The organism is Hymenobacter sedentarius, assembly GCF_001507645.1.
GTDB classification, from domain to species: domain Bacteria; phylum Bacteroidota; class Bacteroidia; order Cytophagales; family Hymenobacteraceae; genus Hymenobacter; species Hymenobacter sedentarius.
On the sequence record NZ_CP013909.1, the window covers coordinates 2651679 to 2677506 of the forward strand.

The 25828-nt window shown below is 63.0% G+C and carries 23 protein-coding genes and 1 pseudogene; 13 read left to right on the forward strand and 11 right to left on the reverse strand.

Translation table 11 applies throughout. The features are described 5' to 3' along the window. Positions 1-13 precede the first annotated feature (13 nt). A complete protein-coding gene (locus AUC43_RS10900) occupies positions 14-1426 on the reverse strand; it encodes a hypothetical protein (RefSeq protein ID WP_068193068.1) in 1413 nt (470 codons plus the stop codon). A gap of 160 nt (positions 1427-1586) precedes the next feature. Here AUC43_RS10900 and AUC43_RS10905 point away from each other — a divergent pair, with 160 nt between their 5' ends. From AUC43_RS10905 to AUC43_RS10915, 3 genes are all read left to right on the forward strand, one after another. Next, entirely contained in the window at positions 1587-2273 is a 687-nt protein-coding gene (locus AUC43_RS10905) for an alpha/beta hydrolase (RefSeq protein WP_068193071.1), read from the forward strand. Positions 2274-2327: 54 nt separating this feature from the next. Further along, positions 2328-2705 (forward strand): hypothetical protein, encoded by a 378-nt coding sequence (locus AUC43_RS10910; RefSeq protein ID WP_068193075.1) that lies wholly within the window; start codon positions 2328-2330, stop codon positions 2703-2705. A 153-nt stretch (positions 2706-2858) separates the two neighbouring features. Beyond that, positions 2859-4850: a M1 family metallopeptidase gene (locus tag AUC43_RS10915; protein ID WP_068193078.1), complete on the forward strand. Its 1992-nt coding sequence runs from the start codon at positions 2859-2861 to the stop codon at positions 4848-4850. A 329-nt stretch (positions 4851-5179) separates the two neighbouring features. Here AUC43_RS10915 and AUC43_RS10920 read toward each other — a convergent pair whose 3' ends face one another. Continuing rightward, entirely contained in the window at positions 5180-5587 is a 408-nt protein-coding gene (locus AUC43_RS10920) for a DUF983 domain-containing protein (protein ID WP_071885884.1), read from the reverse strand. Between the two features lie 160 nt (positions 5588-5747). Continuing rightward, the gene (locus tag AUC43_RS21270; protein WP_068193081.1) at positions 5748-6605 is read right to left on the reverse strand and encodes a helix-turn-helix domain-containing protein; all 858 of its coding nucleotides are present in this window, start codon (positions 6603-6605) and stop codon (positions 5748-5750) included. 270 nt (positions 6606-6875) lie between these two features. Between AUC43_RS21270 and AUC43_RS10930 the strand changes: the two genes are divergently transcribed. Then, positions 6876-7904, forward strand: a complete 1029-nt coding sequence (locus AUC43_RS10930; protein WP_233253985.1) for a transglutaminase-like domain-containing protein — start codon at positions 6876-6878, stop codon at positions 7902-7904. Positions 7905-8113: 209 nt separating this feature from the next. On the opposite strand, the gene AUC43_RS10935 is transcribed toward AUC43_RS10930, so the two are convergent. From AUC43_RS10935 to AUC43_RS10945, 3 genes are all read right to left on the reverse strand, one after another. Continuing rightward, positions 8114-9073, reverse strand: a complete 960-nt coding sequence (locus AUC43_RS10935; RefSeq protein WP_068193088.1) for an aldo/keto reductase — start codon at positions 9071-9073, stop codon at positions 8114-8116. A 112-nt stretch (positions 9074-9185) separates the two neighbouring features. Beyond that, positions 9186-9575 (reverse strand): SMU1112c/YaeR family gloxylase I-like metalloprotein, encoded by a 390-nt coding sequence (gene gloA2, locus AUC43_RS10940; RefSeq protein ID WP_068193093.1) that lies wholly within the window; start codon positions 9573-9575, stop codon positions 9186-9188. A 118-nt stretch (positions 9576-9693) separates the two neighbouring features. Next, on the reverse strand, positions 9694-11139 hold the full coding sequence (locus AUC43_RS10945; protein ID WP_068193096.1) for an alpha-amylase family glycosyl hydrolase: 1446 nt from the start codon (positions 11137-11139) through the stop codon (positions 9694-9696). A 335-nt stretch (positions 11140-11474) separates the two neighbouring features. On the opposite strand from AUC43_RS10945, the gene AUC43_RS10950 reads away from it, so the two are divergent. Together AUC43_RS10950 and AUC43_RS10955 are read left to right on the forward strand one after the other, a co-directional pair. Next, the gene (locus AUC43_RS10950) at positions 11475-12512 is read left to right on the forward strand and encodes a YncE family protein (protein ID WP_068193099.1); all 1038 of its coding nucleotides are present in this window, start codon (positions 11475-11477) and stop codon (positions 12510-12512) included. Positions 12513-12603: 91 nt separating this feature from the next. Continuing rightward, a complete protein-coding gene (locus tag AUC43_RS10955) occupies positions 12604-13398 on the forward strand; it encodes a phosphatase PAP2 family protein (RefSeq protein WP_068193102.1) in 795 nt (264 codons plus the stop codon). Here AUC43_RS10955 and AUC43_RS10960 read toward each other — a convergent pair. Next, a complete protein-coding gene (locus AUC43_RS10960; protein WP_068193103.1) occupies positions 13395-13931 on the reverse strand; it encodes a GNAT family N-acetyltransferase in 537 nt (178 codons plus the stop codon). The two genes, AUC43_RS10955 and AUC43_RS10960, sit on opposite strands and share 4 nt — an antisense overlap. 276 nt (positions 13932-14207) lie before the next feature. On the opposite strand from AUC43_RS10960, the gene AUC43_RS10965 reads away from it, so the two are divergent. The 4 genes from AUC43_RS10965 to AUC43_RS10980 all read left to right on the forward strand — a co-directional run bounded on the left by AUC43_RS10965 (position 14208) and on the right by AUC43_RS10980 (position 18827). Then, positions 14208-15230 carry an NYN domain-containing protein gene (locus tag AUC43_RS10965; protein WP_068193107.1) on the forward strand — a complete coding sequence of 341 codons (1023 nt, stop codon included), beginning with the start codon at positions 14208-14210 and terminating at the stop codon, positions 15228-15230. Between the two features lie 386 nt (positions 15231-15616). Then, positions 15617-17794: a M3 family metallopeptidase gene (locus tag AUC43_RS10970; protein WP_082685278.1), complete on the forward strand. Its 2178-nt coding sequence runs from the start codon at positions 15617-15619 to the stop codon at positions 17792-17794. 160 nt (positions 17795-17954) lie between these two features. Further along, the gene (locus AUC43_RS10975; RefSeq protein WP_068193113.1) at positions 17955-18299 is read left to right on the forward strand and encodes a hypothetical protein; all 345 of its coding nucleotides are present in this window, start codon (positions 17955-17957) and stop codon (positions 18297-18299) included. A 156-nt stretch (positions 18300-18455) separates the two neighbouring features. Then, positions 18456-18827 carry a hypothetical protein gene (locus AUC43_RS10980; RefSeq protein ID WP_068193116.1) on the forward strand — a complete coding sequence of 124 codons (372 nt, stop codon included), beginning with the start codon at positions 18456-18458 and terminating at the stop codon, positions 18825-18827. 227 nt (positions 18828-19054) lie between these two features. Here the strand turns inward: AUC43_RS10980 and ggt are convergent, their stop codons facing one another. Beyond that, positions 19055-20809: a gamma-glutamyltransferase gene (gene ggt / locus AUC43_RS10985; protein WP_199243434.1), complete on the reverse strand. Its 1755-nt coding sequence runs from the start codon at positions 20807-20809 to the stop codon at positions 19055-19057. Positions 20810-20952: 143 nt separating this feature from the next. Here ggt and AUC43_RS10990 point away from each other — a divergent pair, with 143 nt between their 5' ends. After that, positions 20953-23007 (forward strand): alpha amylase C-terminal domain-containing protein, encoded by a 2055-nt coding sequence (locus AUC43_RS10990; RefSeq protein WP_068193120.1) that lies wholly within the window; start codon positions 20953-20955, stop codon positions 23005-23007. A 229-nt stretch (positions 23008-23236) separates the two neighbouring features. Beyond that, positions 23237-23761: an REP-associated tyrosine transposase gene (locus tag AUC43_RS10995; protein WP_068193124.1), complete on the forward strand. Its 525-nt coding sequence runs from the start codon at positions 23237-23239 to the stop codon at positions 23759-23761. A gap of 117 nt (positions 23762-23878) precedes the next feature. Here AUC43_RS10995 and AUC43_RS11000 read toward each other — a convergent pair whose 3' ends face one another. The 3 genes from AUC43_RS11000 to AUC43_RS11005 form a co-directional block, all read right to left on the reverse strand. Further along, the gene (locus AUC43_RS11000; RefSeq protein WP_071885885.1) at positions 23879-24313 is read right to left on the reverse strand and encodes an outer membrane beta-barrel protein; all 435 of its coding nucleotides are present in this window, start codon (positions 24311-24313) and stop codon (positions 23879-23881) included. 21 nt (positions 24314-24334) lie between these two features. Then, positions 24335-24508 carry an uS8 family ribosomal protein gene (locus AUC43_RS20955; protein ID WP_199243435.1) on the reverse strand — a complete coding sequence of 58 codons (174 nt, stop codon included), beginning with the start codon at positions 24506-24508 and terminating at the stop codon, positions 24335-24337. 212 nt (positions 24509-24720) lie between these two features. After that, on the reverse strand, positions 24721-24924 hold the full coding sequence (locus tag AUC43_RS11005; protein ID WP_068193130.1) for a hypothetical protein: 204 nt from the start codon (positions 24922-24924) through the stop codon (positions 24721-24723). Positions 24925-25021: 97 nt separating this feature from the next. On the opposite strand from AUC43_RS11005, the pseudogene AUC43_RS11010 reads away from it, so the two are divergent. Beyond that, a pseudogene (locus AUC43_RS11010) lies at positions 25022-25765 on the forward strand (peroxidase family protein); the annotation flags it as partial. Positions 25766-25828: the final 63 nt, after the last annotated feature.

The following is a 25828-nucleotide window of genomic DNA, read 5'->3' on the forward strand; positions in this document are numbered from 1 at the left end:
CCCGCGCATTGGGCTAATTTTTGGCTAACTGGCGGCCTCTGCGCAGCAGCCGGAGCCCCGCCAGGAGCACCGCCGGGCCGTGCTCGGCCGCGAGCAGCAGGGCGGCAAACGGCAGCAGCCACGCCATGCGCACCTGCAGGCGGTCGAGCACATTGGCCAGGCTCCCCGTCACAAAGGCATTGGCCACCAGCGCCACGCCCACCAGCACCAGTAGCATGCCGCCCGCCGGCCCCACGCGCCGCCGCACGCCGGGCCGCGCCAGCCCGGCCAGCACCACCAGCAGCGCCAGCACATACACCCAGGGCAGCCGCTCGTTGAGGGCGGTAAAGTCGAGCCGGCTTTGGTTTTGCAGCGACGTCATGTACTCTTTCAGCTCGTAGCCGTGGTTGAAAACCTGCACTTGCGAGTACGGCGGCGTGTCGACGCCGCAGGCCGGCGGGGCGCCGTTGCCGTGCAGGGCGTGGGTGAGCTGGCGCAGCGTGGCCTGGGCAGCTTCGGCCGCCAGGGAGGGGTAGTAGCGCGGGGTGCGCAGCACCTGCCCGATGATGCCGCGGTACTCGGCGAGGTGGGCGTTCCAGCCGCCCGTTTGGTTCATGGGGCTGTCGGGGCTCCACATAAAGCTGCTGGCGTCGTTGGGCAGGCGGTCGCGGTAGGCGCAGAGCGAATAGGCCTGGTTCCAGCCGCAGTGGTCGTCGAGAAAACGTTCCAGAATGCCGGTTTCGCACAATCGGCCCATGAGGAAGGCCGGCGCGGCCCGCGAAATGGCAAATTCGCCGCCGAAGGCCCGGTGCATAGCCGGCAGCACCAGCCAGGCGGCCAGCACAGCGGCCAGGCTTTGGCGCCAGTAGGCGGGGCGCAGCCAGCCCCGCCGGAACCAGCCCCGCCCGGCCGCCAGCGCGCCAAACCCGCTCACTACCAGCGAAAAGGTAAGCACATTGGAAGAGTGCATCATGGCCGACACCAGGGCCAGCAGCAGCAAGCCGGCGCGGCGCCATTGGCTGCGCGCGTGCCCCAGCAGCACCAGCCCCAGGGCCAGCAGGCCAATGGCCGTGAAAATGTCGGGCATGAGCTCGCAGCTAATCCACGACAGGCCGGTGGCCCACCCAAAGGCCAGCAGCAGCGCCAGCCGCGTGGCCGGATGCCGGGCCCGGGGCACGTACACTTCGAGGTAGCGCAGCAGCAGCCCAGCCAGCAGCAAGCACTGAAAAAAGACGACCAACCACAGCGAAAACTGCAGGCTGGCCACCCGCATAAACAGGCCGTAGGTGAGGGGCCGGTCATCGGGCACGCTCAGCGTGAGGCCGCTGCCCAGGTAGGTGCCCGTGTCGTAGGTCACGAGCGGAAAGCCGTTATAGAGGCCGCCAAAGAGCAGCACCAGGCTGGTCAGCAGCAACCAGCCGAAACGGGCCGTGGCCGGCGGAAGCAAAGAAGTAGAAGTTTCCGGCAAGAGGGCGCAATAAGAAGCGCAAGGTAAGTTGGGCTGAACCGTAGCGGCCCCGCACCTGGCCCGGGCGGCCTAGCTCCACGATAACCAAATTGAGCCGGCGAAGTACAGCCAACATACCCTTACTTCTGGAGGAGCGGCCATGGCACGTGAGCAAGAACAAGAAGTTGAGCTAACCCTCGAATCCGTCACCTCGCACCGCTCCATTGATGGGGTGGAGGAATTGAGTTTGAATACGACCGATGGCCCCATCGCGGCGCGCCTGCACGCGGCCCCCAACGGGGCGCCCGCCGTGGTGTGGGTGGGCGGGGCGGGCGGCGGGCTAGACGGGCCGGCCTGGGGCATGTACCCGCGCCTGGCGGCCCGGCTGGCGGCCCAGGAAATTGCCTCGCTGCGGCTGCACTACCGCCGGCCCAACCAGCTGGAAGACTGCGTCATGGACACCCTGATTGGAGTGGAATACCTGGCGCTGAAATGCGGCTATCAGTCCATTGCGCTGGTGGGGCACTCCTTTGGCGGGGCCGTGGTCATCGCGGCCGGGGCCCTCAGCCAGACCGTGACGGCGGTGGTGGCCATGAGCAGCCAGACCTACGGCACTGACCTGGTGCCGCGCCTCAGCCCGCGCCCCTTGCTGCTGGTACACGGCTCGGCCGATGAAATCCTGCCCGACGTGTGTTCGCGCAACATTTACGAGCGGGCCAAAGAGCCCAAGGAGCTGCACCTGTACCCCGGCTGCCGCCACGGCCTCGACGAGTGCCGCGAACAGGTGGACGACGTGGTGGTGGGCTGGCTGGTGCGGCAGTTGGCTCCGAATAAAGCAGCCCGGTAGGCCCGTGGGAAACGGTGGGCCGGGCTACCTTGCCTGCCCATTCGCTACTGCCGTATGCCCCAGCGCCTGCTTTTTGTGTACAACGCCGACGGCGGCCTACTGCCCAGCCTCAAGGATGCGTTTCATAAGGTGCTCTCGCCGGCTACGTACCCGTGCTCGCTGTGCGGCCTCACATACGGCGCCACGCAGATGAGGCCGGAGTGGAAGCAGTTTGTGCGGGCGCTGCCGGTGGCGGTAGATTTTCTGCACCGCGACGAATTTGTGCGCGCCCATCCGCAGTGGCGCGGCCAGCTGCTGCCCGCCGCCTTTGCCGTGGGAGTGGCCGGAGAATTGTCGGTTTTTATTAGGGCCGAAGAAATGGATGCCACCGACCTGAACGGCCTGATGGCGCTGGTGCGGGCGCGGCTGGAAGCGCCGGCTGCCGGGGCCTGAGTGCGGGGATACGAAGCCCGGGATTGGAGCGATTCGGGCCCGGGTGAGCGGCTGTAAAAAAGGGTTTTAACATGCGCCGGCCGGGGGACTACCTTTGGCTCAGAAATATCTATTTTCTGATTTGCCACTCTTTATTCCTCGTAGTTTTCCCACATGCGACATTCGATTTTTTCAACCCTGGTGCTGGGCGCGGCGCTGCTCACGACGGGCGTGGCCGCGGGGCAGCAGGCGGCCACTGGCCCGGCCTACGATGCCCGGACGCTGTTTAGCCCCATGTTTATTGAGCAGCTGGCCACGCCCACGCGCACGGCCGGCGGCCAGCCCGGCGCAGCCTACTGGCAGAATGGTGCCGACTATAAAATCAACGCCCGCCTCGACGACAAAACCGCCCGCGTGACGGCGTCCGTCGACATCACCTACACCAACAACAGCCCCGACCGCCTGGCGTTCGTGTGGCTGCAGCTCGACCAAAACCTTTACCGCGCCGACTCGCGCGGCGCGGCCGCCACGCCGGTGGCGGGTGGGCGCTTCGGCAACTCGGCCCGGGACTTCCGGGGCGGCGACAGCCTGCAAACCGTGACCATTGACTTCCACGGCAAGAAGCGCAAGGCCAATTACCGCGTGCAGGACACCCGCATGCAAATCATTTTGCCCGAGGAAATGAAGTCCAAAGGCGACAAGCTCGGCATCCACATCGACTACGGGTTCAACGTGCCCGAATACGGCTCCGACCGCTTGGGCCGCCTCAAAACCAAGAACGGCGAAATCTTCGAGGTGGCGCAGTGGTACCCGCGCATGGCCGTGTACGACGACGTGGAAGGCTGGAACACGCTGCCCTACATGTCGGCCGAGTTTTACCTCGAGTACGGCAACTTCGACTACACCATCAACGTGCCCGCCAACTTCCTGGTGGGCGGCTCGGGCGAGCTGGTGAACCCCGGTGAGGTACTCACCGGCGCCCAGCAGAAACGCCTGGCCCAGGCCGCCGGCTCCGACAAAACGGTCATCGTCCGCTCGGCGGATGAGGTGACGCAGGCCAGCTCGCGCCCCGCCGGCAAAAACGGCCGCCTCACCTGGCACTTCCGCTGCCAGCGGGCCCGCGACGTGGCCTGGGCGGCGTCGGCCGCCTTTGTGTGGGACGCCGCCAAGATGAACCTGCCCAGCGGCCGCAAGTCGCTGGCCATGTCGCTCTACCCCACGGAGTCGGCCCAGGACACGGCCTGGAACCGCTCGACCGAGTACGTGAAGAAGAGCATCGAATACAACTCCAAGCAGTGGTACGAGTTCAGCTACCCGGTGGCCACCAACGTGGCCGGCGTGGTGGGCGGCATGGAGTACCCGGGCATCGTGTTTTGCGGCGCCAAGGCCCGCAAAGGCAGCCTCTGGGGCGTAACGGACCACGAATTTGGCCACAACTGGTTCCCGATGATAGTGGGCTCGAACGAGCGCAAGTACCCGTGGATGGACGAGGGCTTCAACACCTTCATCAATATCCTGTCGACCCAGAATTTCAACAACGGCGAGTACAAGTCGCTCAACGACACAACTCGTCTGGTGGCCGGCCTGGTGCGGGGCATTTCACTTGCCACCACCGACGCGCCTTTGACCGTGCCCGACGTCACGCAGGCGTATAACCTGGGCTTTGCGGCCTACAGCAAAATGGGCTACGGCCTGTTTCTGCTGCGCGAAGAAGTGCTGGGCCCCGAGCGGTTCGACTACGCTTTCCGCAGCTACATCAAGCGCTGGGCCTTTAAGCACCCCCAGCCCAAGGACTTTTTCCGGACCATGAACGAAACCAGCGGCGAAGACCTGACCTGGTTCTGGCGCGAGTGGGTGTACAACAACTGGCAGCTCGACCAGGCCGTGACCACCGTGACGTACGTCAACCAGGACCCCGCCCAGGGCGCCCTCATCACCATCGAAAACAAGGGCCAGGCCGCCATGCCCGTCACGGCCGAAGTGACGGAAACCAACGGCAAAAAGTCCCGCGTGCACCTGCCCGTTGAAATCTGGCAGCGCGGCGGCACCTGGACGTTCCGCTACAACTCCACCACGCCGCTCACGCTCGTGCGCCTCAACGCCACCAAGCTGCTGCCCGACGCCAACCCGTACAACAACGTGTGGCGGCCTATGGAGCTGAAGTAAGGTAGGCCTCCGGGTACCTCACGTGCCCCCTGTGGGGCGGGCCCCTCTCCCGCGGAGAGGGGAGCGACGGCGGCGCGGTTCTGTCATTGCGAGCGCAGCGCGGCAATCTTTCCTCTTCTTGCACCTGCCCCTGAACAATAACAACGTCTTTCATTGCAAAAGCCCCGACTCGTAGCAGAGCCGGGGCTTTTCACATTATTGGGCTGGTCGCATTGTCAGGACGGATTGCCACGGCCTGCGGCCTCGCAATGACAGAACCGCGCCGCTCCTGTCTCCGCGGGAGAGGGGCCCGCCCCACAGGGGGCACGTGAGGGTCCGCCGGGTGAGGTTCACGATGGAATCACACGGCCTTGCTGCCACTTGGGGTCATAATGCGCGCCGCCAAACCAGTAGAGCATCATGGCCCGCGAGTAGCGCAGGATAACCGGCGTGAACACCAGCGTCACGATTGTGACGGTCACGATGTACACCCACGTATCGGGATTGCCGAAAAAGTAGTATAAGGGCACGCCAACGAGGAAAATAGTGGCCACGTTGAAGGCGAACGTGATGTACATCGAGCCAAAGTAAAACCCCGGCTCCGGCTCAAACGACTGCCCGCACACGGGGCATTGAGCGGGCATCTCGGCAAATTTGGTGAGGTTGAGGGCGGAATAGGAAAAGAGTTTTCCTTGGTGGCAGCGGGGGCAGCGCAACGCCAGCAAGGCCGCGGCATTGGAATCGATGCGAGTAGGCATAACCTGTGAGATAAGTGGAGCTGAATGGAAAGTATACGGGCAAAGGCGGTGCTCGACTACGCCGGCAGGGTGCGGCGGCGGCCCGTGCCGTTTTTCAATACAAAATTACCGGGACGCTTCCGGCCGCTCACAGCCCCATTTCAGGCACTTATAGGACAAATCAACGGTGCCGAAACGCCTCGGGCGTGGTGCCGGTGTACTTGCGGAAGTAGCGCACGAAATACGAGGCGTCCTCAAACCCCAGCTCGTAGGCTACCTGGGCCACGCTCAGGGCCGAGTGGCTGAGCAGGCGCTGGGCTTCCACCACCACCCGCTCGTGGATGAGGGCGCTGGCCGTCTTGTTGAGCACCCGGCGGCACAGCGCATTGAGGTGGTTGGCCGTGACATGCAGCAGGTCGGCGTATTCGCTCACGCTGTGCTTGGTGCGGAAGTGCTGGTTGAGCAGGGCCCCAAATGCGCGGACTTGCTGTGGGGCCGCGCTGACTTCGGCGGTAGGTTGAGCTGGATAATGCCGGGCCGCCAGCTCCAGGCACAGGTGCAGGTAGGTGCGAAACACCTCTGCCTGGTTTAGGTGTGGCTCCTGATATTCAGCGAATAGGTGCTCAAACAAGGGCCGTATTTCGGTTTGCTGGGGCGGCAGGTGAAGCAATGGCGGGTGGGCGCTATCAAAAAACGGGTAGCGGTAGAGGCCGTTGCCGGGATAGCGAAACAGGTAGAAATCGGTGTCGAAAAACACCACAAAGCCGCGTACGTCGGCGGCCAGCTGCCAGTGGTGCACCTGCCCCGGCGCCAACAAAAAAAGGCTGCCCGGCCGCAGCTCGTACGTCACCAAATCGACGGTGTGGGTGCCCGTGCCGTCCGTAATATAGAGCAGCAGGTAAAAATCGTGGGCGTGCGGCACGTTCACGTGCGGAAACTTCACCACGTGGGTTTCCAGCCGTTCGCAGTAGTAGGGCGTGCGGGCCAAAGGCGGCGGAAATGAGGCCAGGGCCAGCACCGGAGGGCCAACAGCTTTCATGGGCAAGGGCAGGGAAGTGGGCGAAAGTAGGCACGCCGGACGGCTCAACTTCGCCAAAGCAGGCCCCGCCAATGCCCCGGGCGCCGCGGGGCCGCGCCGCAGGAGGTAACTTTGTGGACTGCTGGGGTCTGGTTGGCCCTGACTGTCGCGTGCTTTCCAGCGCGTGGGCAATGGGCGCATTCCTCGGAAGCGGCCATTGGCGGGCGCCCCTTCGGGTGCGCCTTCCAGCTCGACCGACGCCCGCCAGCAGCGTTTTAGTGCCCTGTTGTTGTGAATATTTCGTTGTTGAATCGCTCGGCCGTTTGGGCTGGGCTGCTGGGCGCGTGCGTGTTGCTGCCCAGCTTTAGCCCTTCCGAGCACCAGCCGGCCGCGCCGGCCAAGCGCAGCCGCACGTTTGTGCTCACCACCACGGCCACCGTGCCTGCGGCCCCCGCCGGTACCGCCGTCGAGTTCTGGTTGCCCGTGCCGCATTCTGACGTTAGCCAGGACGTGCGCGACCTCAAAATTGAGTCGCCCGTGCCCTACAAAATCGAGAACGGCGCCTACGGCAACCAGATGCTGCACCTGCGGCTGGCTACCCCGCCGGCCGCGCCCGTGCTGGTCAAGCTCACGGCTACCATCACCCGCCGCGAGCACCTCAACCTGCTGGCTTCCAGCCCAACTGCCTCGAAGCCCGCTAAGAAAGAAAAGACGGACCCCGACATGGCCCGCTGGCTGGCCCCCGACCGCCTCGTGCCCCTCGACCCTCTCATCCGCCAGCAGGCGGAAGAAGTAGTGGCGAAGGCCGGCGCCAAAACCAACCTCGAAAAAGCCCGCGCCATCTACGAGCACGTGGTGAGCACCGTGACCTATGACAAAACCGGCCAGGGCTGGGGCCGCGGCGACATCTACTATGCCTGCGACTCCCGCCGCGGCAACTGCACCGATTTTCACGCCATCATCATCGGCTACTGCCGGGCCGTGGGCATTCCGGCGCGCTTCAGCATCGGGCTGCCGCTGCCGGCCGGGCGCGGCAAGGGCGAAATCAAAGGCTACCATTGTTGGGCTGAATTCTACACGCCCGAAACCGGCTGGGTGCCCGTCGATGCATCCGAGGCCGCCAAGGACCCCAGCAAGCGCAACTACTTCTTCGGCGCGCACGACGAAAACCGCGTGGAGTTTACCCGCGGCCGCGACGTGGTGCTCGCGCCCCGGCAAGCCGCCACGCCGCTCAACTACTTCGTGTACCCCTACGCTGAGGCCGACGGCAAGCCGCTGGAAGTAACGAAGACGTATGAGTTTGCCGACGTGACGGAATAAGAAGTACGGTTAGGCAGAGCGCAGCCGGGAACCTCACCCCCGGCCCCTCTCCAAAAGAGAGGGGAGCCAGACGGTAAGCTAATAAGAAGCCCTGGCTCAATATTGAGCCAGGGCTTCTTATTAGAAATTGAGCTAAAACGTGGTGCCGTGGCTCCCCTCTCTTTTGGAGAGGGGCCGGGGGCGAGGTTCTCCATGCCCGGCCAAATCTCTTAAACCGTCGCCAGCTGCGCTTGCTCCAATGTCTTCAAATCCTCATCCGTGAGCCGCAGCTCCGTGGCTTCGAGCAGCTCCGTGACCTGGCCCACGCTGGTGGCGCTGGCAATGGGGGCGGCTACCGTCGGGGCCTGCATCAGCCAGGCCAGGGCTACCTGGGCGGGCGTGGCCTGCTGGCGGTCGGCCACAGCGTCGAGGGCGGTGAGGATGGTTAGGCCTTTTTCGTTGAGGTATTTCTGGCCCACGCCGCCGCCGCGGGGGCTTTTCTGCAAGTCGGCCTCGGTGCGGTACTTGCCGGTGAGGAAACCCGAGGCCAGCCCGTAGTAGGGAATGGCGCTGATGTGCTCCTCCAGCAGCAGGGGCACTAGGTTCTTCTCGAAATCGGCCCGGTCGTAGAGGTTATAGAGGTTTTGCAGGGTTTCGTAGCGCGGGAAGCCGTGCTGCTGGCTGGCTGCCAGCGATTCGCGCAGGCGCTCGGCCGTGAAGTTGGAGGCGCCGATGGTGCGCACCTTGCCTTCTTTCACGAGCTGAGCATAGGCTTCCAGGGTTTCCTCCACGGGCACGGTGGGGTCGTCTTTGTGCGACTGGTAGAGGTCGATGTAGTCGGTGCCGAGGCGCTTGAGCGAGCCTTCCACGGCGCGCAGGATGTAGTTTTTGGCCAGACCTTTGTTGTCGGCGTTCACTTCCCAGCCCACTTTCGTGGCAATCACGACGTCGTCGCGCCGGCCGCGCTGCTTGAGCCACTTGCCGATGATGGTTTCGGATTCGCCGCCCACGTGCCCGGGCACCCAGACGGAGTAGCCGTCGGCAGTATCAATGGCGTTGCCGCCGCCCGCCACAAAAGCGTCGAGCACGGCAAAGGACGTGGCTTCGTCGATGGTCCAGCCGAAGACGTTGCCACCCAGCATCAGGGGCGAAATGTGAAGGCCGGAGCGGCCGAGTTGACGGGTTTGCATAAAAGAAATGGAAGATTAACGAAGAAAAATGCCCCGTTGCGCCCGCTGTGGGCGCGGCAGGTTACAAGCCGAATTGTAGCTCGATGGTTTGAGTAACCCGCCGCAAGGAAGTCTAAACCGCATAGAATTCCAGCGGCAGGCCGTCAGGGTCGGCAAAGAATGTGAACTGCCGGCCCGTCAGCTCGTCGGTGCGGATGGGCTCACACGGCACCCCATTTGTTTCGAGCCAGCGAATGGCGGCCGGCAGGTCGGCCACCGCAAAAGCGAGGTGGCGCAGGCCCGCCGCCTCAGGCCAGCTGGCGCGGGCCGGCGGGCTGGGAAACGAGAACAGCTCGAGCACGTACTGGCCGTTTACGGCCAGGTCCAGCTTGTGCGAGTCCCGCTCGGCCCGATAGGTTTCGCGCAGCACCTGCAAGCCCAGTACCTGGGTATAAAACTGCTTGGAGACAGAATAATCGGAACAGATGAGCGCCACGTGGTGCAGGCCTAAAAGCGAGAGCATAGAGGAGGTAGGTTTATCAGTAAGGGTCAAGGCTCCGCTATTCAACCGGAAAGAGGAGCTAATGAGAGCAGTGCGTCTAGCGGCAAAATTGAGCTAGCATCGAGTGGCTAAGAAGCGCCTATTTGCTCACCAGCACCCGGTAGCCGTGGGCCGGCACTGTGAGCGGCGCAGCCGGGGCCTGGGTTGCTTTGGCCGGGGCGAAGGCATCGACGTAAACCGCGCCGGGCGCTGGCAGTGCCACCTGCTGCGGCTTCGTCCCTAGGTTGATGGCCACCACCACGCGCGCCGTCGAATCGGCGTTGGTGCGCAGGAACGCAACACATTCGGCGGGTGCAGGCAGCAGCCGGAACCGGCCCGCGGCGTCGTAGTTGCGCAGGGCCGGGCTCTGCTTCTTGAGCTGCAGCAGCGTGGTGTAGAAGCCTTGCAGCGGGAAGCCATTCCACGGAATGGTGTCTTTGTCGAAGAAGCGCAGGCGCTTTTTCAGGGCCGCTTCCTGGCCGCTGTACACCATCGGGATGCCGGGCATGAGGGCGGTGAGCACGGCTTCGGGCAGGGCGTTGGCGCCCAGCCGCTCGTACTCGCTGCCGTCCCAGGCGTTGATGTCGTGGGTGCTGGTGAAGGTCATCAGGTTGACGCCGGCGGGGTAGCGCTGGCGTTCGGCGGCGAGGTAGTGGGCCAGCTCCGAAGTGGGTTTCTGCCCGCGGCCCAGGCTGTCGAGCAGGCCGTGCAGGCGCAGGGCATAGGTGGCATCAAACGCTTTTTCCAGCAGCCGGGTATTGGGCTCAAACTCGCTGCGCTTGAGGAAGGTGGGCGGAAACAGCTCGTCCCATTCGGCCAGCATAAACACCGGTTTGGTTTTCTCCAGCTCCTGGCGGGTGTCGTTCCAGAAATCGGTGGGCACCAGGCCGGCCACATCGGCCCGGAAGCCATCGATGCCGGCGGTTTTGACCCAGTAGGCCATGCTCTCGGTCATGTACCGGCGCAGGCCCGGCTTGCGGTAGTCGAGGTCGATGACATCCTGCCAGTCGGCCACGGGCGGGCGGAAATGGCCCAGGCTGTCGCGGGTGTACCAGTCGGGGTGCTCGGTGGTGAGGGCGTTGTCCCAGCTGGTGTGGTTGGCTACCCAATCGAGGATGACGTGCAGGCCCCGTTTGTGCGCTTCGTTCACGAGGTGCTGCAGGTCGGCCAGCGTGCCCAGGTCGGGGTTCACGGCGCGGTAGTCGCGCACGGAGTAGGCACTGCCCAGTGTGCCCTTGCGGTGGCTCATCCCGATGGGATGGATGGGCATGAGCCAGAGAATGCCCACGCCCATTTTCTGCAGGCGCGGCAGGTGTGCCTCGAAGGCCCGAAAGGTGCCCTCGGGCGTGTACTGGCGCACATTGACCTGGTAAATGCTGGCCGATTTAGCCCAATCCGGATGCTTTATCGTGTAGGCCGAGGCATCGGGTGTGCCGGCCGCGGGCACCTGTTTTTCAGTAGCTGAGTTTGTGCCTGACTGGCAGGAGCCGAGCCCCAGCAGCGGGAGCAGCGCCCAAAGCAAGCGCGAAAAGGAGGCGTGAGTCATGCCGCAAAGTAAGGGGCAGTGTGAAAAAGAGCCGGACGAGTGTAGCGCGGACTTTTAGTCCGCGAGTTGCCGGATTCCACATGGACCACGCGCGGACTAAAAGTCCGCGCTACGTTGAGCCCGCAATACGTGCGCGCTGCCGTGGCTTCCCTCTCTTTTGGAGTGTGGGGGTGAGGTTCCCCGCGCCAGATACTGCCTTGCAATTGGAAGTACCTGTTGCTTCAAATTAACTCCTGCCTGAGGATTTTGCCTTTCAATTGGCCTTTACCCCACTTCAGCTAAGCTTCAGAATTACGAACGTACTTGGCTCCATTCTCTTTTAACCAGTCGTTTCCATGAAAAACCTTCTGCTCGCCGCGCTCTTGGCCCTGAGCTGTTTCGGCAATGTCGCTTTGGCTCAAACAGCTACCGCACCCGCCCCTTATCGGCTGCTCAATACCATCAACATTGGCGGCGCAGGCGGCTGGGACTACCTCAAAGTAGACCCGTCCGGCGAGCGGCTGTATGTATCGCACGGCACGCAGGTGGAAGTGGTGGATTTGAAAACCCGCAAGGTGATGGGTACCATTCCGAACACGCCCGGCGTGCACGGCATCGAGGTGGTGCCGGCGGCTAACCGCGGCTACATCACCTGCGGACGCAACAACACCTGCGTGGTGTTCGACCTCAAAACCCTGAAGCCCATTGGGGCACCCATTCCCACGGGGCCTAAGCCCGATGCGTTGTTGTACGACACCTTCTCAAACCGTGTGTTTCTATTTGGTAACGACGGCGGCAAAAGCACCGTGCTCGATGCCAAAACCGGCGCCGTGGTGGGCACCGCCGAGCTGGGTGGCGACGTGGAAGAAGGTGTTGCCGATGGGAAAGGGGCCATTTTTGCTAACATCGAAGACAAGAGCGAAGTCATCGAATTCAATGCCAAAACTCTGGGCGTGCGCAAGCGCTACTCCCTGGCTCCCGGCGAAGAGCCCACCGGCCTGGGTTACGACCACAAAACCAACCGCCTGTTCAGCGCCTGCGCCAACGAGAAGCTGGTGGTAACGGACAGCAAAACCGGCAAGCAAGTTGCCGTGCTGCCAATTGGCAAAGGCACCGACGGCGCCGTTTTCGACCCGGCCACCAACAACATCATCACCTCGAACGGGTCGGGTACCTTTACCGTCATCCACGAAGACACGCCCAACAAGTACACCGTGGTAGCCAACGTGCCCACCGCCCGTGGGGCCCGCACCATTGCCATGAACCCCAAAACCCACCATCTCTTCACTTGCACCGCCGACTACGGTCCCGCGCCGGTGCCCACCACCGACAACCCACGCCCCCGGCCAAGCATTGTGCCCGGTACGTTTCGGGTGCTGGAGTATGGCAAATAGCCGAACGCGCCGCCCCTACCAAAACGCCCCGAGGCCCCGCGCGTAGGAGGGAGCGGGGCCACTCGTTGTTTGCCTGCGCCCTGGTTTTGCCATGCCTGATGCTGCCAATTGGATGCGGGTGCGCGCGGCGCTGCGGGTGCATAGCGTGCTGCTACTGGCCCTGGTGCTGCCGTGGGCAGTATTTGCCATCGTGGCCAAGAGCCTCTGGCAAACCGGCGGCTTTGTGGGCGACCGCACCATTTTGAAACTCCTGCACCGGCATTCCTCCCCGGTGCTCGACAGCCTGGCCACCACCCTCACCGACATCGGCGATACCGGGCCCATGGTGGCGGTGGGCTGCCTGATTACGATTGGGCTACTGTGGCGGCGCCACTACCGCGAAGCCTGGGTTTTTGCCCTGTCGGTGGGCGGGGCCATGGGGCTCACGCAGGTACTAAAAGCCTTGTTTGGCCGCCCCCGCCCCGAGCTGTGGCTCAGCATCAAGCCGGCGCAGCATTACAGCTTTCCCAGCGGGCACGCCATGGACACGGCCGCCCTGGCCGCGGCCATCGGCTTCTTGCTGTGGCAGTACCGGGCCCACTGGTTGGGCTGGACGGTGGGGCCACTGTTTGCGCTCAGCGTGGGCTGGGCGCGAATGTACCTGGGCGTGCATTACCCCTCCGATGTGGTGGCCGGCCTGGCCAGCTCCGTGGGCTGGGTAACGGGTATCCACGTGCTGTTCTCGCCGATTTTCACCCCGCAGCGGCGCCGGTGGCACCAGGCCCTGCACCAGCAGCTGCCTTCCGTGGTATCGCCGCCCAAGCAGCTGCCCGCCGCTACCACCGAAACAGCAGGTCAAACTGAAGCCCGCAAAATCACCCCCAAATCTTGGTTGCCTAAAAGTTAAAGATGCCGCGGGTTCTGGGCTTCGTACCACACGCAGTGGGTGCCATTTTCATCAAAAGCGTTGCCTTGCTGCAGCCCAATCTTCTCCAGAATACGGCGCGAGCCGGCATTTTCGACGTCGGCGTACGCGCAGATTCGGCCCAGGGCCAGGGTGCCGAAGCCGTAGTTGAGCCAGGCCTGGGCGGCCTCGTAGCCGTAGCCCTGGCCCCAGTAGCGCGGCAGAAAGCGGTAGCCCAGGTCGTAGAAATCGCGCTGTTGGTTGATAGGACCAGCCACCAGCTTCAGCCCGGCCCAACCCATAAACTCGTTGGTGGCGCGCAGCAACACGGCCCAGCGGCCAATGCCGTTGGTGCGGTACTGCTCCTGAATAAAGGCAACGGTTTGGATGCTCTGTGCTGGCTCGGTCACGAGCTGCCCACCAATCCCGCCCAGATAGCGGTGCACGGCCGGGTCCGAGTCGAGGGTAAACATGCCCGGGGCATCAGCGTCGAGTACGGGGCGAAAGCGGAGCCGCTCGCTTTCAAAGGGCTGCATCGTATGCATGAGGTCGGGAGTTTAAAAAGAAATGGATGCTTTCTGCTGACTTCGGCCCAGCATAGGACGTGCGCGCGGGTGGAAAGCAAGCTCAATACCACTGAAAAAGTGCGAACGAAACCGCGGCAATGCTTCAGAAACGACAGCCGCTACCGTTCCGAAAGCAGCAAGTTACCGCCCGGGGTACGTAGGCACCGAATAGCCTCTCGTCTGCCGAACTTCGTTGGGAACACTTCGGGCAGCAATGAACTTCTTACCCTATACTGATTTTGCCTTATGCCACCCAAGTCGCTTTCCTCTCCGTACGCTGCCGTTTTTATTGACTTTGAAAACGTTTATTACTTCCTCAAAAACCACTTCCACGACCCGCCCGACCTCAACGACTACGTGCTGGATATCATCCGTTCGCTGCGCGAGGAATTGAGCAAAAAAGGGCTGGATTCGTTGATTAGCTACGCGTACGCCGATTTTGAGCGGTTGGCCACTGCGCCGCAGGGCGCCCTCTACCTCATGGGCGTGAGCACGCGCAACGTGCTGGGTACCGACCACAAAAACGCCGCCGACATGCAGCTCTGCATCGATGCGATGGAGGTGATGTACACCCGCCCCGACATTGGCACGTTTGTGCTCGTGGCCGGCGACCGCGACTACATCCCGGTGCTGCAGCACCTGCGCCGCCAGGCCCGGCAGGTGCTGGTGGCGGGCTTCCGTGAGGCCGTGTCCGGCGACTTGCTCCAAAACATCGGCGCCGACCATTTCCTCGACGCCCGCGACCTGCTTTCCCACGAGCGAGTGCAGCAGCTGGAGAAGCGCCGGGCCGAGCGCCAGCGCATCATCGAAGAGAGCCGTCGCTTGCGCGAGCAGGGGTTGGCTAGCCCACAAGCCCCGGGCGGCGCCCCCAAAGCACCCGGCGCCCCAGCTCCCACAACGCCACGGCCCCCAGGCCCCCGGGTGCCCGACGAAGTAGCCGATTTTGCAACCTACCGCCGCCTCGACACGGAAGACGAGCGCCGCACACTGGGCTGCATCATCAGCGAATTTCAGAAGCTCGAGGCCAAGCAGCAGCGCCGGGTGCGCGACCTGTGGCTGGGCCCCTTCATGCGCGTGCTCACCGACGAGCTGACAGAGTTGACCGATTTCGAGCGTCGGGATTTGCTCAACAAATTGCGCGATGCCGGCGCCATTCGCATCGAAAAGCGCGAAGGCGAGCCGCACCCGTTTTCGGTTATCATCCTCAATTACAACCACCCCGACGTGCTGGAATTGCAGCCCAGCGAGGAGAAGGAGGGGCAGGCTTAGTATATGGCTCAACGCGTTTGGGCGGTGCGTTGGACTGCGCAATAAGGCCAGTAAGAGCAGTCCAAAAAGAACGGTCATGCAGAGCGCAGCGAAGCATCTTATCACGCCGGAGTCGTTCTGCGGGGATAAGATGCTTCGCTGCGCTCTGCATGACAACAGGCGCGGGCGAGTTGGTGCGCCACGCTCGTCACTATGCTCTAGCTATCACAGACGCCCAACGAAACTACCCCAACCCGAAAGAGGAACTTTATCTGGTTCTTTGCCGGATATCTTGTATCAACTCCCATTCCAACGCTCAGCTCGTGCGCATGACCCCACCGAATACGTCCCTTGGTAAAGCTCTTTTGGCCAATGCCTTTCTCACCTTTAGCCTAGCTGCCTGCCTGATGCCAACATCCAGCCATGCCCAACCCACGTCGGGCGCCGCGGCCACTGCGGCTTCGACGGCCACTAACCCGCTGCTGGCGCCCTGGAGCGGGCCCTACGGCGGCGTGCCGGCGTTTGATAAGGTAAAAGTAGAGCAGTTTAAGCCGGCGCTGGAAGCGGCGATGGCCGAAAACCTCCGCGAAATCGACGTTATTGCCGGCAACAAGCAGGCCCCGACGTTCGACAACACCATTGCCGCACTGGAGCGGGCCGGCGAGCGGCTCGACGAAGTGCGCACCGTGTACGGCATCTGGTCTGGCACACTGAGCAGCCCCGACGTGCAGGCCATTGAGCGCGAAATGTCGCCCCGCATGGCCGCCTTCGCCGACCAGATTAACCAAAACGAGCCGCTGTTTCGGCGCGTGGAGGCCGTGTACAACTCGCCGGCCAAAAAGCAGCTCACGCCCGAGCAGCAGCGCCTTACCTGGGTGTACTACAACAACTTCGTGCGGGCCGGGGCCAAGCTCGACGCCACGGCCAAATCCCGCCTCTCGGCCATCAACCAGCGGCTGGCCGGCCTCTTCACCCGCTTCAGCCAGAACGTGCTGGCCGACGAAACCGACTCTGTGCTGGTGCTGAAAAGCCCGGCCGAAATGAGCGGCCTGCCCGCCTCCCTGCGCGACGACGCGGCCAACGCCGCCACAGCCCGCAAGCTCACGGCCGCCGGCGCCATCACCAACACCCGCTCGTCGATTGAGCCGTTTCTGACCTACTCGGACCAGCGCAAGCTGCGCGAGAAGGCCTGGCGCATGTTCTACAACCGCGGCGACAACGGCGGCGTGCACGACAACAACGCCATTATTACCCAGATTCTGCAGTTGCGCGCCGAGCGGGCCAAGCTGCTGGGCTACAAAACCCACGCCCACTGGCGCCTCGACAACACCATGGCCAAAACGCCCGAAGCGGCCATGGCCCTGATGGAGGAAGTGTGGACGCCCGCCGTGGCCCGCGTGAAGCAGGAAGTGGCCGACATGCAGGCGCTAGCCAAAAAAGAAGGCGCCCCGGCCGATTTCAAAATTGAGCCGTGGGACTACCGCTACTACGCCGAAAAGGTGCGCAAGGCCCGCTACGACCTCGACCAGAACGAAGTGAAGCAGTACCTGCAGCTCGACAAGATGCGCGAAGGCATGTTTTGGGTGGCCGGTGAGCTGTTCAATTTCAACTTCACGCCCGTGACCGACGTGCCCGTGTACCACCCCGACGTGAAGGTGTGGGAGGTGAAGGACAAAACCACCGGCAAGCACGTGGGCCTGTGGTACTTCGACCCCTACGCCCGGCCCGGCAAGCGCTCCGGCGCCTGGATGAACGCCTACCGCAACCAGCAGCGCATGGACGGCAAGGAAGTGGCCACCATCGTGTCGAACAACTCCAACTTCGTGAAGGGCAAGGAGGGCCAGCCCGTGCTCATCTCCTGGACCGACGCCTCCACCTTGTTTCACGAGTTTGGCCACGCGCTGCACGGCCTTTCCTCGAATGTGACGTACCCGACGCTGGCGGGCACGAGCGTGGTGCGCGACTACGTGGAATTCCCCTCGCAGCTGCTCGAAAACTGGCTGCCCACCCCGCAGGTGCTCAACCGCTTTGCCCTGCATTACCAGACCGGCAAGCCCATCCCGCAGGCCCTGGTCGACCGCATCGAAAAGGCCTCCACATTTAACCAGGGGTTCGAAACCACCGAGTTTCTAGCCAGCGCCCTCATCGACATGAAGCTGCACCTGGCCGGCGACCAAAAGATTGACCCCGACAAGTTTGAGCGCGAAACCCTGGCCCAGCTCGGCATGCCCCGCGAGATTGTGATGCGCCACCGCACGCCGCAGTTCTCGCATGTGTTCTCCTCCGATGGCTACTCGGCCGGCTACTACAGCTACCTGTGGTCGGTGGTGCTGGCGGCCGATGCCTTCAGCGCCTTCACCGAAGCCGGCGGCCCCTACGACAAAGCCGTGGGCCAGCGCCTGACCAAGTACGTCTTCTCCGTGGGCAACACCGTGGACCCCGCCGAAGCCTACCGCAAATTCCGCGGCCGCGACCCGAAAATCGACGCACTGATGAAGGAGCGCGGCTTCCCCATGACGGCCAAAAAAACTACCAAAGCGCCGGCAAAAGCCCCGGTTAAGAAGGGGGTTGGCAAGAAAAGCTAATTGAGCTGAATGCGAGCGGTGCTCGATTGCTCTATAACGCTGATGTTACCCAAAAAAGGCCCCGGCAAATGCCGGGGCCTTTTTTGTAGGTGCCCGGCAGCCCAACCTTTCCAACCCGAGGCCAGTACAGCCTAAGGTTCTTCCATCCAATACTTTTGCTATGTCCAGATTCAATCCTGCCTCTTCGGGCCCGGCGCTCGATGCGGCCATCCAAGCTGTGAAAGGTGATTTGACGGCACCCCTGGCCGCCAGCGAGCTGGATAGCTGGATGCGCCTGCTCGACGGCACGGGCAGCGGCGCGCAGGGCGCCATGCTGGTTGAAATGACCAACCTCAAAGCCTACATCCGGCACGGCGATGTGGCCAACATCAGCCACTCGCTCCACACGCTGGGCCACCTCACCACCAAAGCCGCCGACGATACCAACGTGGACGAGGAAACCCGCAGCAAGCTGCACCGCCTGGGCGAGGCCCTGCTGGCCGCCAGCACCACTCTGGCAGGGTAGGGGCTTGGCCCTTGCAATAAGCGCCGGTAGCTGGCTCCAGTGCCAAAGCATTGGTTTTTTGCTTGCCCGGCTGCGTACCTTCGTGGGCGCAAGCCCTGGTTGGCCGGCCACCGCGTGCCGACCAGCCCCATTTCCCTTTTCTCTTCATTCCTCCTCATGAGCTTTATTTCCGAAGTAGAATCCAGCATCCAAACCCTGTTCACGGCCACCGGCCAAGGTTTTCAGATGGACCCCACCGCGGGCTACACCCAGATTGACAACTGGATTCAGCACCTGCGCTCCCTCGACGAGCCCGTGCTGCGTCCCATTGTAAAAGAGCTGGAAATCCTGCGCGGCCACATCGACAACAACAACGCGGCCGGCATGTCCATCGCCTTCCAGAACCTGGGCGAGATGACGGCCCAATCGGCGCTGTCGGTGCACAACTTCAGCGGCAACGGCGACAAGGCCCGCGAAATCAGCCAGAAGCTGATTGCCGCCGCCGGCAACCTGCGCCATCTGGCCAACAGCGCGCCCGCCGCTCACTAAGCGCCGTTGAGCTGCCGGCTGGTCAAGCCAAAAAGTCCAAAACGAGAACGTCATGCTGAGCGAAGGCGAAGCATCTCGTCCGTACCTCTTGTCATGCAGAGCGCAGCGAAGCATCTTATCGCCGCTGAACGACTCGTTCGGACGTGATAAGATGCTTCCTTCGTCAGCATGACAAGAGGTACGGACGAGATGCTTCGCCTTCGCTCAGCATGACGTTCTTTTTGTTGCTAGTAGCCCAGCGCCGTGTCGTCGCCGCGCGGGTCGGCGCCGCCTTCCAGCTTGCCTTGGGGCAGCACCCGGATAATGTCGAGGCGGCCCCAGGGCAGGCGGGGGTTGAGGTGGTAGCCGCGGGCACGCAGGGTGTCCTGGGCTGCTGGCAGTAGGGCACCGGCTTCCACGTCAATCACATCGGGGAGCCACTGGTGGTGCAGGCGCGGGGCTGCCACGGCCTGCTGCGCATTGAGGCCGTAGTCGACCACGCCCAGAATGGTTTGCAGCACGCTGGTGATGATGGTGCTGCCGCCCGGCGAGCCCACCACCAGCGCCACTTTGCCGTTGCGGGTGAGGATGGTAGGCGTCATGCTGCTGAGCATGCGCTTGCCGGGCGCAATGGCGTTGGCGGTGCCGCCCACCAGGCCGTAGGCGTTGGGCACCCCGGCTTTGGCGCTGAAATCGTCCATCTCATTATTGAGCAGAAAGCCCGCACCGGGCACCACCACTTTGCTGCCGTAGGCCCCGTTGAGGGTGGTGGTGCAGCTCACGGCGTTGCCAAAGGCATCGATGATGCTGTAGTGCGTGGTTTCGTTGCTTTCGTAGCCGGGCAGGCCCTTGCCGGCGGTCACCTCCGAGCTGGGCGTGGCCCGGCCGTCGGGCCGGATGGTGGCCGCGCGCTGGCGGTTGTAGTCCACATCCAGCAGCTTTTGCACCGGCACAAAGCCAAAGTCCGGGTCGCCGAGGTAGGTGGCGCGGTCGGCGTACACGCGGCGCTCCACTTCAGTGATGTCGTGCACGGCCATGGGCGTGTGGTAGCCGGTCTGGGCCAGGTCGATGGGCTCGAGCATTTGCAGCATTTGCAGCAGGGCAATGCCCCCGGAGCTGGGCGGCGGCATCGTAATCACGTCGTAGTCGCGGTAGCGGCCGCGCAGCGGCTCGCGCCACTTGGGCTGGTAGCTATCCAGGTCTTTCTGGCTCACCAGGCCGCCGCCGCGCTTCATTTCGGCCAGCAGCAAGCGGGCGGTTTCGCCGCGGTAGAAGCCGGCCCGGCCCTGGTCGCGCACGCGCGCCAGGGTGCGGGCCAGCTCGGGCAGGCGCAGGGTGTCGCCGGCCTTCCACTCGCCGCCACCAGGGCGCAGGTAGGCGGGAGTGCTGCCCGGGTTGTACTTCTGAAAATCGGCGCGGGTGCGGTTGAGGCCGGCGGCCTCCTTCACCGTGAGCGGGAAGCCCTTGGCCGCCAGCGCCACCGCCGGCTGCACCAGAGCCGGCCACGAGAGCTTGCCCAGCTGCTTGTGCAGCACCGCCATGCCGGCCACGGTACCGGGCGTGCCCACCGCCAGGGGGCCGGCCGTGCTCAGGCCTTCTACCACGTTGCCCTGCTTGTCGAGGTACATGTCGCGGGTGGCGCCGGCAGGGGCCGTTTCGCGGAAATCGAGGCTGCCGGCCGAGCCGTTGCGGTCGCGGTAAAGCAGGAAGCCGCCCCCGCCGATGTTGCCGGCCACGGGCAGCACCACGGCCAGGGCAAACTGCACGGCCACAGCCGCATCGTAGGCATTGCCGCCGCGCTGCAGTATCTGGGTGCCGATTTTGGAAGCTTCCGGGTGGGCCGACACCACCATGGCGTAGTTGGCCAGCCGCGGCGCGGCGGCCTGCGGCAGGGGCGAGGCCAGAGAGCTTTCAAAGGGCCGCGAAGTGGACGTTACGGGCCGCTCGGCCGAGCAGGCCAGCAGCAGCGCCAGCGGAACAGCAAAAAAACGAGTCTTCATCATTGGGCAAAATAACGTTATGATTGCCGCTGTAACTACACCACGCGCTAAATAGCCGCTGATGGCAAGTAAATTACCGGCCGGCTGCCGCCGTTGTCGGGCCGGTAGCTCCAACGCGTTACTTTTGGCGCAAACCTTCCGCAATCATGGCTAAGTCGAAACCTACCGCTCCCGCAGCCGCCCAAGCCCCGCGCCGGGCCTCGCTGGCACTCGTGAAAAATGACCCCTGGCTGGCGCCGTTCGAGCCCGTGCTGCAGCAGCGGCTGGCCCGGCTCCGGGCCCGGCTGGCCGAGATTGAGCAGCACCACGGCTCGCTGGCCAATTATGCCACGGCCCACCAGCAGCTGGGCCTGAACCACGACGCCCGCCGCGGCGGCTACGTGTACCGGGAGTGGGCGCCGGGGGCCACGGCGCTGTACCTGGTCGGGGATTTCAACGGCTGGGACCGCCAGGCCAACCCCCTGCAGAAGCTGGAATACGGCGTGTGGGAAGTGTTTTTGCCCGATGCTGAATACCAACATCGCCTCACCCACGGCAGCCGCTACAAGGTGCACGTGGTGACCGCCGCCGGGGGCAAAGACCGCCTGCCGGCCACCCTGCGCCGCGCCGTGCAGGACGAGCAAACCAAGGACTACGCTGCGCAGGTCTGGCGCCCGGAAACGCCGTTCACCTGGACCGACCAGAAGTTTAAAACCGCGGCCGCTGTTCCGGAGCCGCTGATTTACGAAGCCCACGTGGGCATGGCCACCGAGGAGGGCCGCGTGGGTACCTACCGCGAATTCGCCGACAACATCCTGCCCCGAATCGAGGCCGACGGCTACAATACCATTCAGCTGATGGCCGTGCAGGAGCACCCATATTACGGCTCGTTCGGTTACCACGTGGCCAATCTGTTTGCCGCCAGCTCCCGCTTCGGCACGCCCGAAGACCTGAAGTTTCTCATCAACGAAGCCCACCGCCGCGGCATTGCCGTGCTGCTCGACATCGTGCACTCGCACGCCGTGAAAAATGAGGCCGAGGGCCTGGCCAATTTCGACGGCTCCGGCAACCTGTACTTCCACAAAGGCGAGCGCGGCAACCACCCCGGCTGGGACAGCAAGCTGTTTGACTACGGCCGGCCCGAGGTGCAGCAGTTTCTGCTCAGTAACGTGCGCTTCTGGCTCGAAGAATACCACTTCGACGGCTTCCGCTTCGATGGCGTGACCAGCATGCTCTACCACCACCACGGCGAGGGCGTGGCCTTTATGGGCTACGACAACTACTTCGGGCCGGCTGCCGACGAGGACGCCATTCTCTACCTGCAGCTGGCCACCACGCTGGCCCACGAATACAAAAAAGGCAGCATCCTGATTGCCGAGGACATGAGCGGCCTGCCCGGTCTGTGCCGCCCCATCAAGGAAGGCGGCGTGGGCTTCGATTTCCGTCTGGCCATGGGCATTCCGGACTACTGGATTAAGCTGCTCAAGCACACGCCCGACGAAAACTGGCCCCTCGGCGACCTCTGGCACACGCTTACCAACCGCCGCGCCGGCGAGAAAACCATTGCCTACGCCGAAAGCCACGACCAGGCGCTGGTCGGTGACAAGACCTTGTCGCATTGGCTGATAGATGCCGGCATCTATACCCACATGCAGGCCGCCGACCTCGACCCCGGCGCGGCCCGCGGCGTGGCGCTGCACAAGCTCATCCGCCTGCTCACGCTGGCCGCAGGCGGCGAGGGCTACCTCACCTTCATCGGCAACGAGTTTGGCCACCCCGAGTGGGTCGATTTTCCCCGCGAGGGCAACGGCTGGAGCTACCACTTTGCCCGCCGCCAGTGGAGCCTGGGCGACAACCCCGACCTGAAATACCACCAGCTCGGTGCCTTCGATAAAGCCATGGTGCACATGGCCCGCGAGCGCCACCTGCTGGCTGCCGGCCCGCCTCACCTACTCAAGCACGACGAGGAAAACAAGGTGCTGGTGTTCGAGCGCGCCGGCCTGGTGTTCGTGGTCAATTTCCACGTCGAAAAAAGTCTGGTCGACTACCGTTTCTGGGTCACGAAAGAGGGCAAATACCACGTCATCCTATCGTCCGACAACAGCCGTTTCGGCGGCTTCGACCGGCCCGATGAGTCCTACGTGTACGAGACCTTCGAGCACCAGCTCAGCCTGTACGTGCCGAGCCGGGTTGCGCTGGTGCTGGAGGCGGTGGGGGCTTAGCGGTAATAGAAGCCAGTTCGACTGGCCGCAGTCTCAGCGAAGCGACGACTGCGCGCCGCCCGTAGATGCGAGTTTGTAACTCGCTTCTGTGCTGGCATATGACATATGAGGCGAGTTACAAACTCGCTTTACCCAAGGCATACTGTCGTCGCTTCGCTTAGACAGTTGCCAGCCTGTAAGCGCATTCTAATCGAGTTTCTTTCTACCTCCCATCAAATGAGCAGTTCCAATGGCCTACCCCATTCGCAACCAGCAGGGCTTGTACTTCATCACTTGCACCGTTGTGGAATGGGCCGATGTCTTTACCCGGCCGCTTTATAAAGACATCATCATCGACAGCCTGCGGCATTGCCAGAAGGCCAAGGGGCTGGAGCTGTTTGCGTATTGCTTGATGAGCAACCACCTGCACCTGATTGCCCGGGCTGCCGATGACGTTAACCTGTCGGACATCATGCGGGATTTCAAAAAATACACCGCCAAGCGCGTCTTCGAAAACCTGCACGCCAACCCGCAGGAAAGCCGCCGCTTCTGGCTGAAATGGATATTTGAAAACGCCGGTGCCTTCAATCAGCGCAACACCCACATTCAATTTTGGCAGCAGCCCAGCCACAGCATCGAGCTGCTCAGCGATGCTGTAGCGCAGCAGAAGCTGCACTACATTCACCAGAACCCGGTGCGGGCGGGAATTTGCTACCGGGCCGAAGATTATGTGTATTCGAGCGCTTCGTTTTATGCGGGGCTGGAAGCGGTGTAGAGGTTGAGCGGTTGTTTTAGCGCCACTGGTGAGGCGAGTTGCAAACTCGCTTTTACGGGCGGCGCGCAGTCGTTGCTGCGCTTAGACGGCGGCCAGTGGCAGTGGAACGCCCGCACCTTACGGCGTGGGCTGGGCGTTGCGGCTCCACAGGTAGGCACACGAGGCTTGGAAGGCGCGGGAATAGCTGGGGAAGCCGCTGGGTGCTATGATGTTGTTGTTCTCATCCACCACGGGAGGGGTAAGGTTGCGCAGGCCCCAGCTGTAGTCGGCTTGCACCAGCAGAGGCCCGGCCCGGTAGCCCAACCCGGCTTGGACCCCGGCATCTAGCTGTTGGGAATAGTAAGTGCGGTCAACCAAGGGGTAGGGATGCCCGCCGCCTGCCACCCGGGTCCGAATTTCTACCGGCTGTGGAGATGCGATTAGGTCATCCACGACGCGATGGCCGCCCACCAGCGCCCCGAGGTAGGGGCCGACAAACGCCTGGACTCCCTGGCCCGAATGCGCGGGGGCATAGGCTAGGTGCACGGCCAGTGCGACGTAGTTCAAGCGCACCTCTTCTTTGAAGTTCGAGACTCATTTTCCGCTGCCCGAGAGTACCGCATCGGCGTGGGAGATGTATCCCTTTGGTGAAAAGAGCACCGCGGGCTGCACCGCGAAGTGCCGGCGTTCCCAGGCGGCCATCACCCCGGCTTTATGAGAATAGCGCGGGCCAAAGCCGTTCAGGTTGTGAAAGGTGGCCATGTTCATCCCCACTCTCGGTCCCAGCGCGAACTATTGCTGGGCGTGGGCCAGGGCGGGGAGTAGCCCACCGCAGGCAACCATAGAGGGAGCCGTTTCATCAGCACTTGGCACAATAGAAGATTAAACTATTGGTAAGACAATAGGAATATATAATTATTATTGCCCTGACGCTTGCCACCGCGTTTAAAAATCATTCACCGAACCACTGCCGGTGCGCCTTACCCTTTTTGCCAGCGTTCACTGAACTCCTGCTTGCTGCAGTACATCCACGCTTTGGAAACGGGGTTGACGATGACAACCTCGGCCGGGCGCTCGTCGTCGGCCTCGCTCATGCCCAACTCCAGTTCGTACTCTTTGCCGTGGCGGAACCCGGCGTAGCCGTCCATGCCGCGAAACGTGTATTTCTTTTTCTGAAACTCCATCCGGCAAAGCTACGGACCCCGAGCAGCCTTATCCGACTGTTAAAGTGGATAGCCAAGCCTAGGCTTATTAACTCCGGGCGGGAAGTAAACAGCCCACCTGGCGCAGGTGCTGCAAACGCTCGAAGGCGTTCAACGCGGGTTTAACAGCGCCCAAACCGGCGGCAAGCACATTTCGATGGCCGACCTAATAGTGCTGGCCGGCGGCGGCATTGAGCAGGCGGCGCAGAATGCCGGCCAGCAGGTGACGGTGCCCTTCACCCCGGGCCGCGCCGAAGCTTCGCAGGCGCAAACCGGCGTCATGTCGTTTGCAGTGCTGGAGCCGGCCGCCGACGGATTTCGCTACTACCTGAAGCCGCACCACAAGGCCGCGGCCGAGGAAATGCTGGTCGATAAAGCCCAACTCCTGACGCTGATTGCGCCGGAGCTGACGGTATTGTTTGGCGGCCAGCGAGCCATCAACATCAACTTCGACCAGTCGCATCACGGCGTTTTCACCACTCGGCCGGGCGCCCTCACCAACGACTACTTCGTGTGTTTGCTCGATATTGCCACCACCTGGAGTTCCACGTCGGATGCGCAAAACACCTTCAACGGCCGTGACCGCAAGACCGGCACCGTGAAGTGGACCGGCACCCGCGTGGACCTGATTTTTGAGTCAAATTCGGAGCTGCGGGCCCTGACCGAAGTCTACGGCTGCTCGGATGCGCAGGAGAACTTTGTGAAGGACTTTGTGGCGGTGTGGAGCAAGCTGATGAATCTGGGCCGTGTTGATTTGGCCCAGCGGCAACCCGCCTGGCAGGCGGAAAATCGTTGCCGCAAAAAGCCGCTGGTCTCATGGTGATTATCAGAGAAAATAAATAAAGAAAGAACTGGGTTTGTCAGTAGCTTGCTGCTTTAAAGCTCA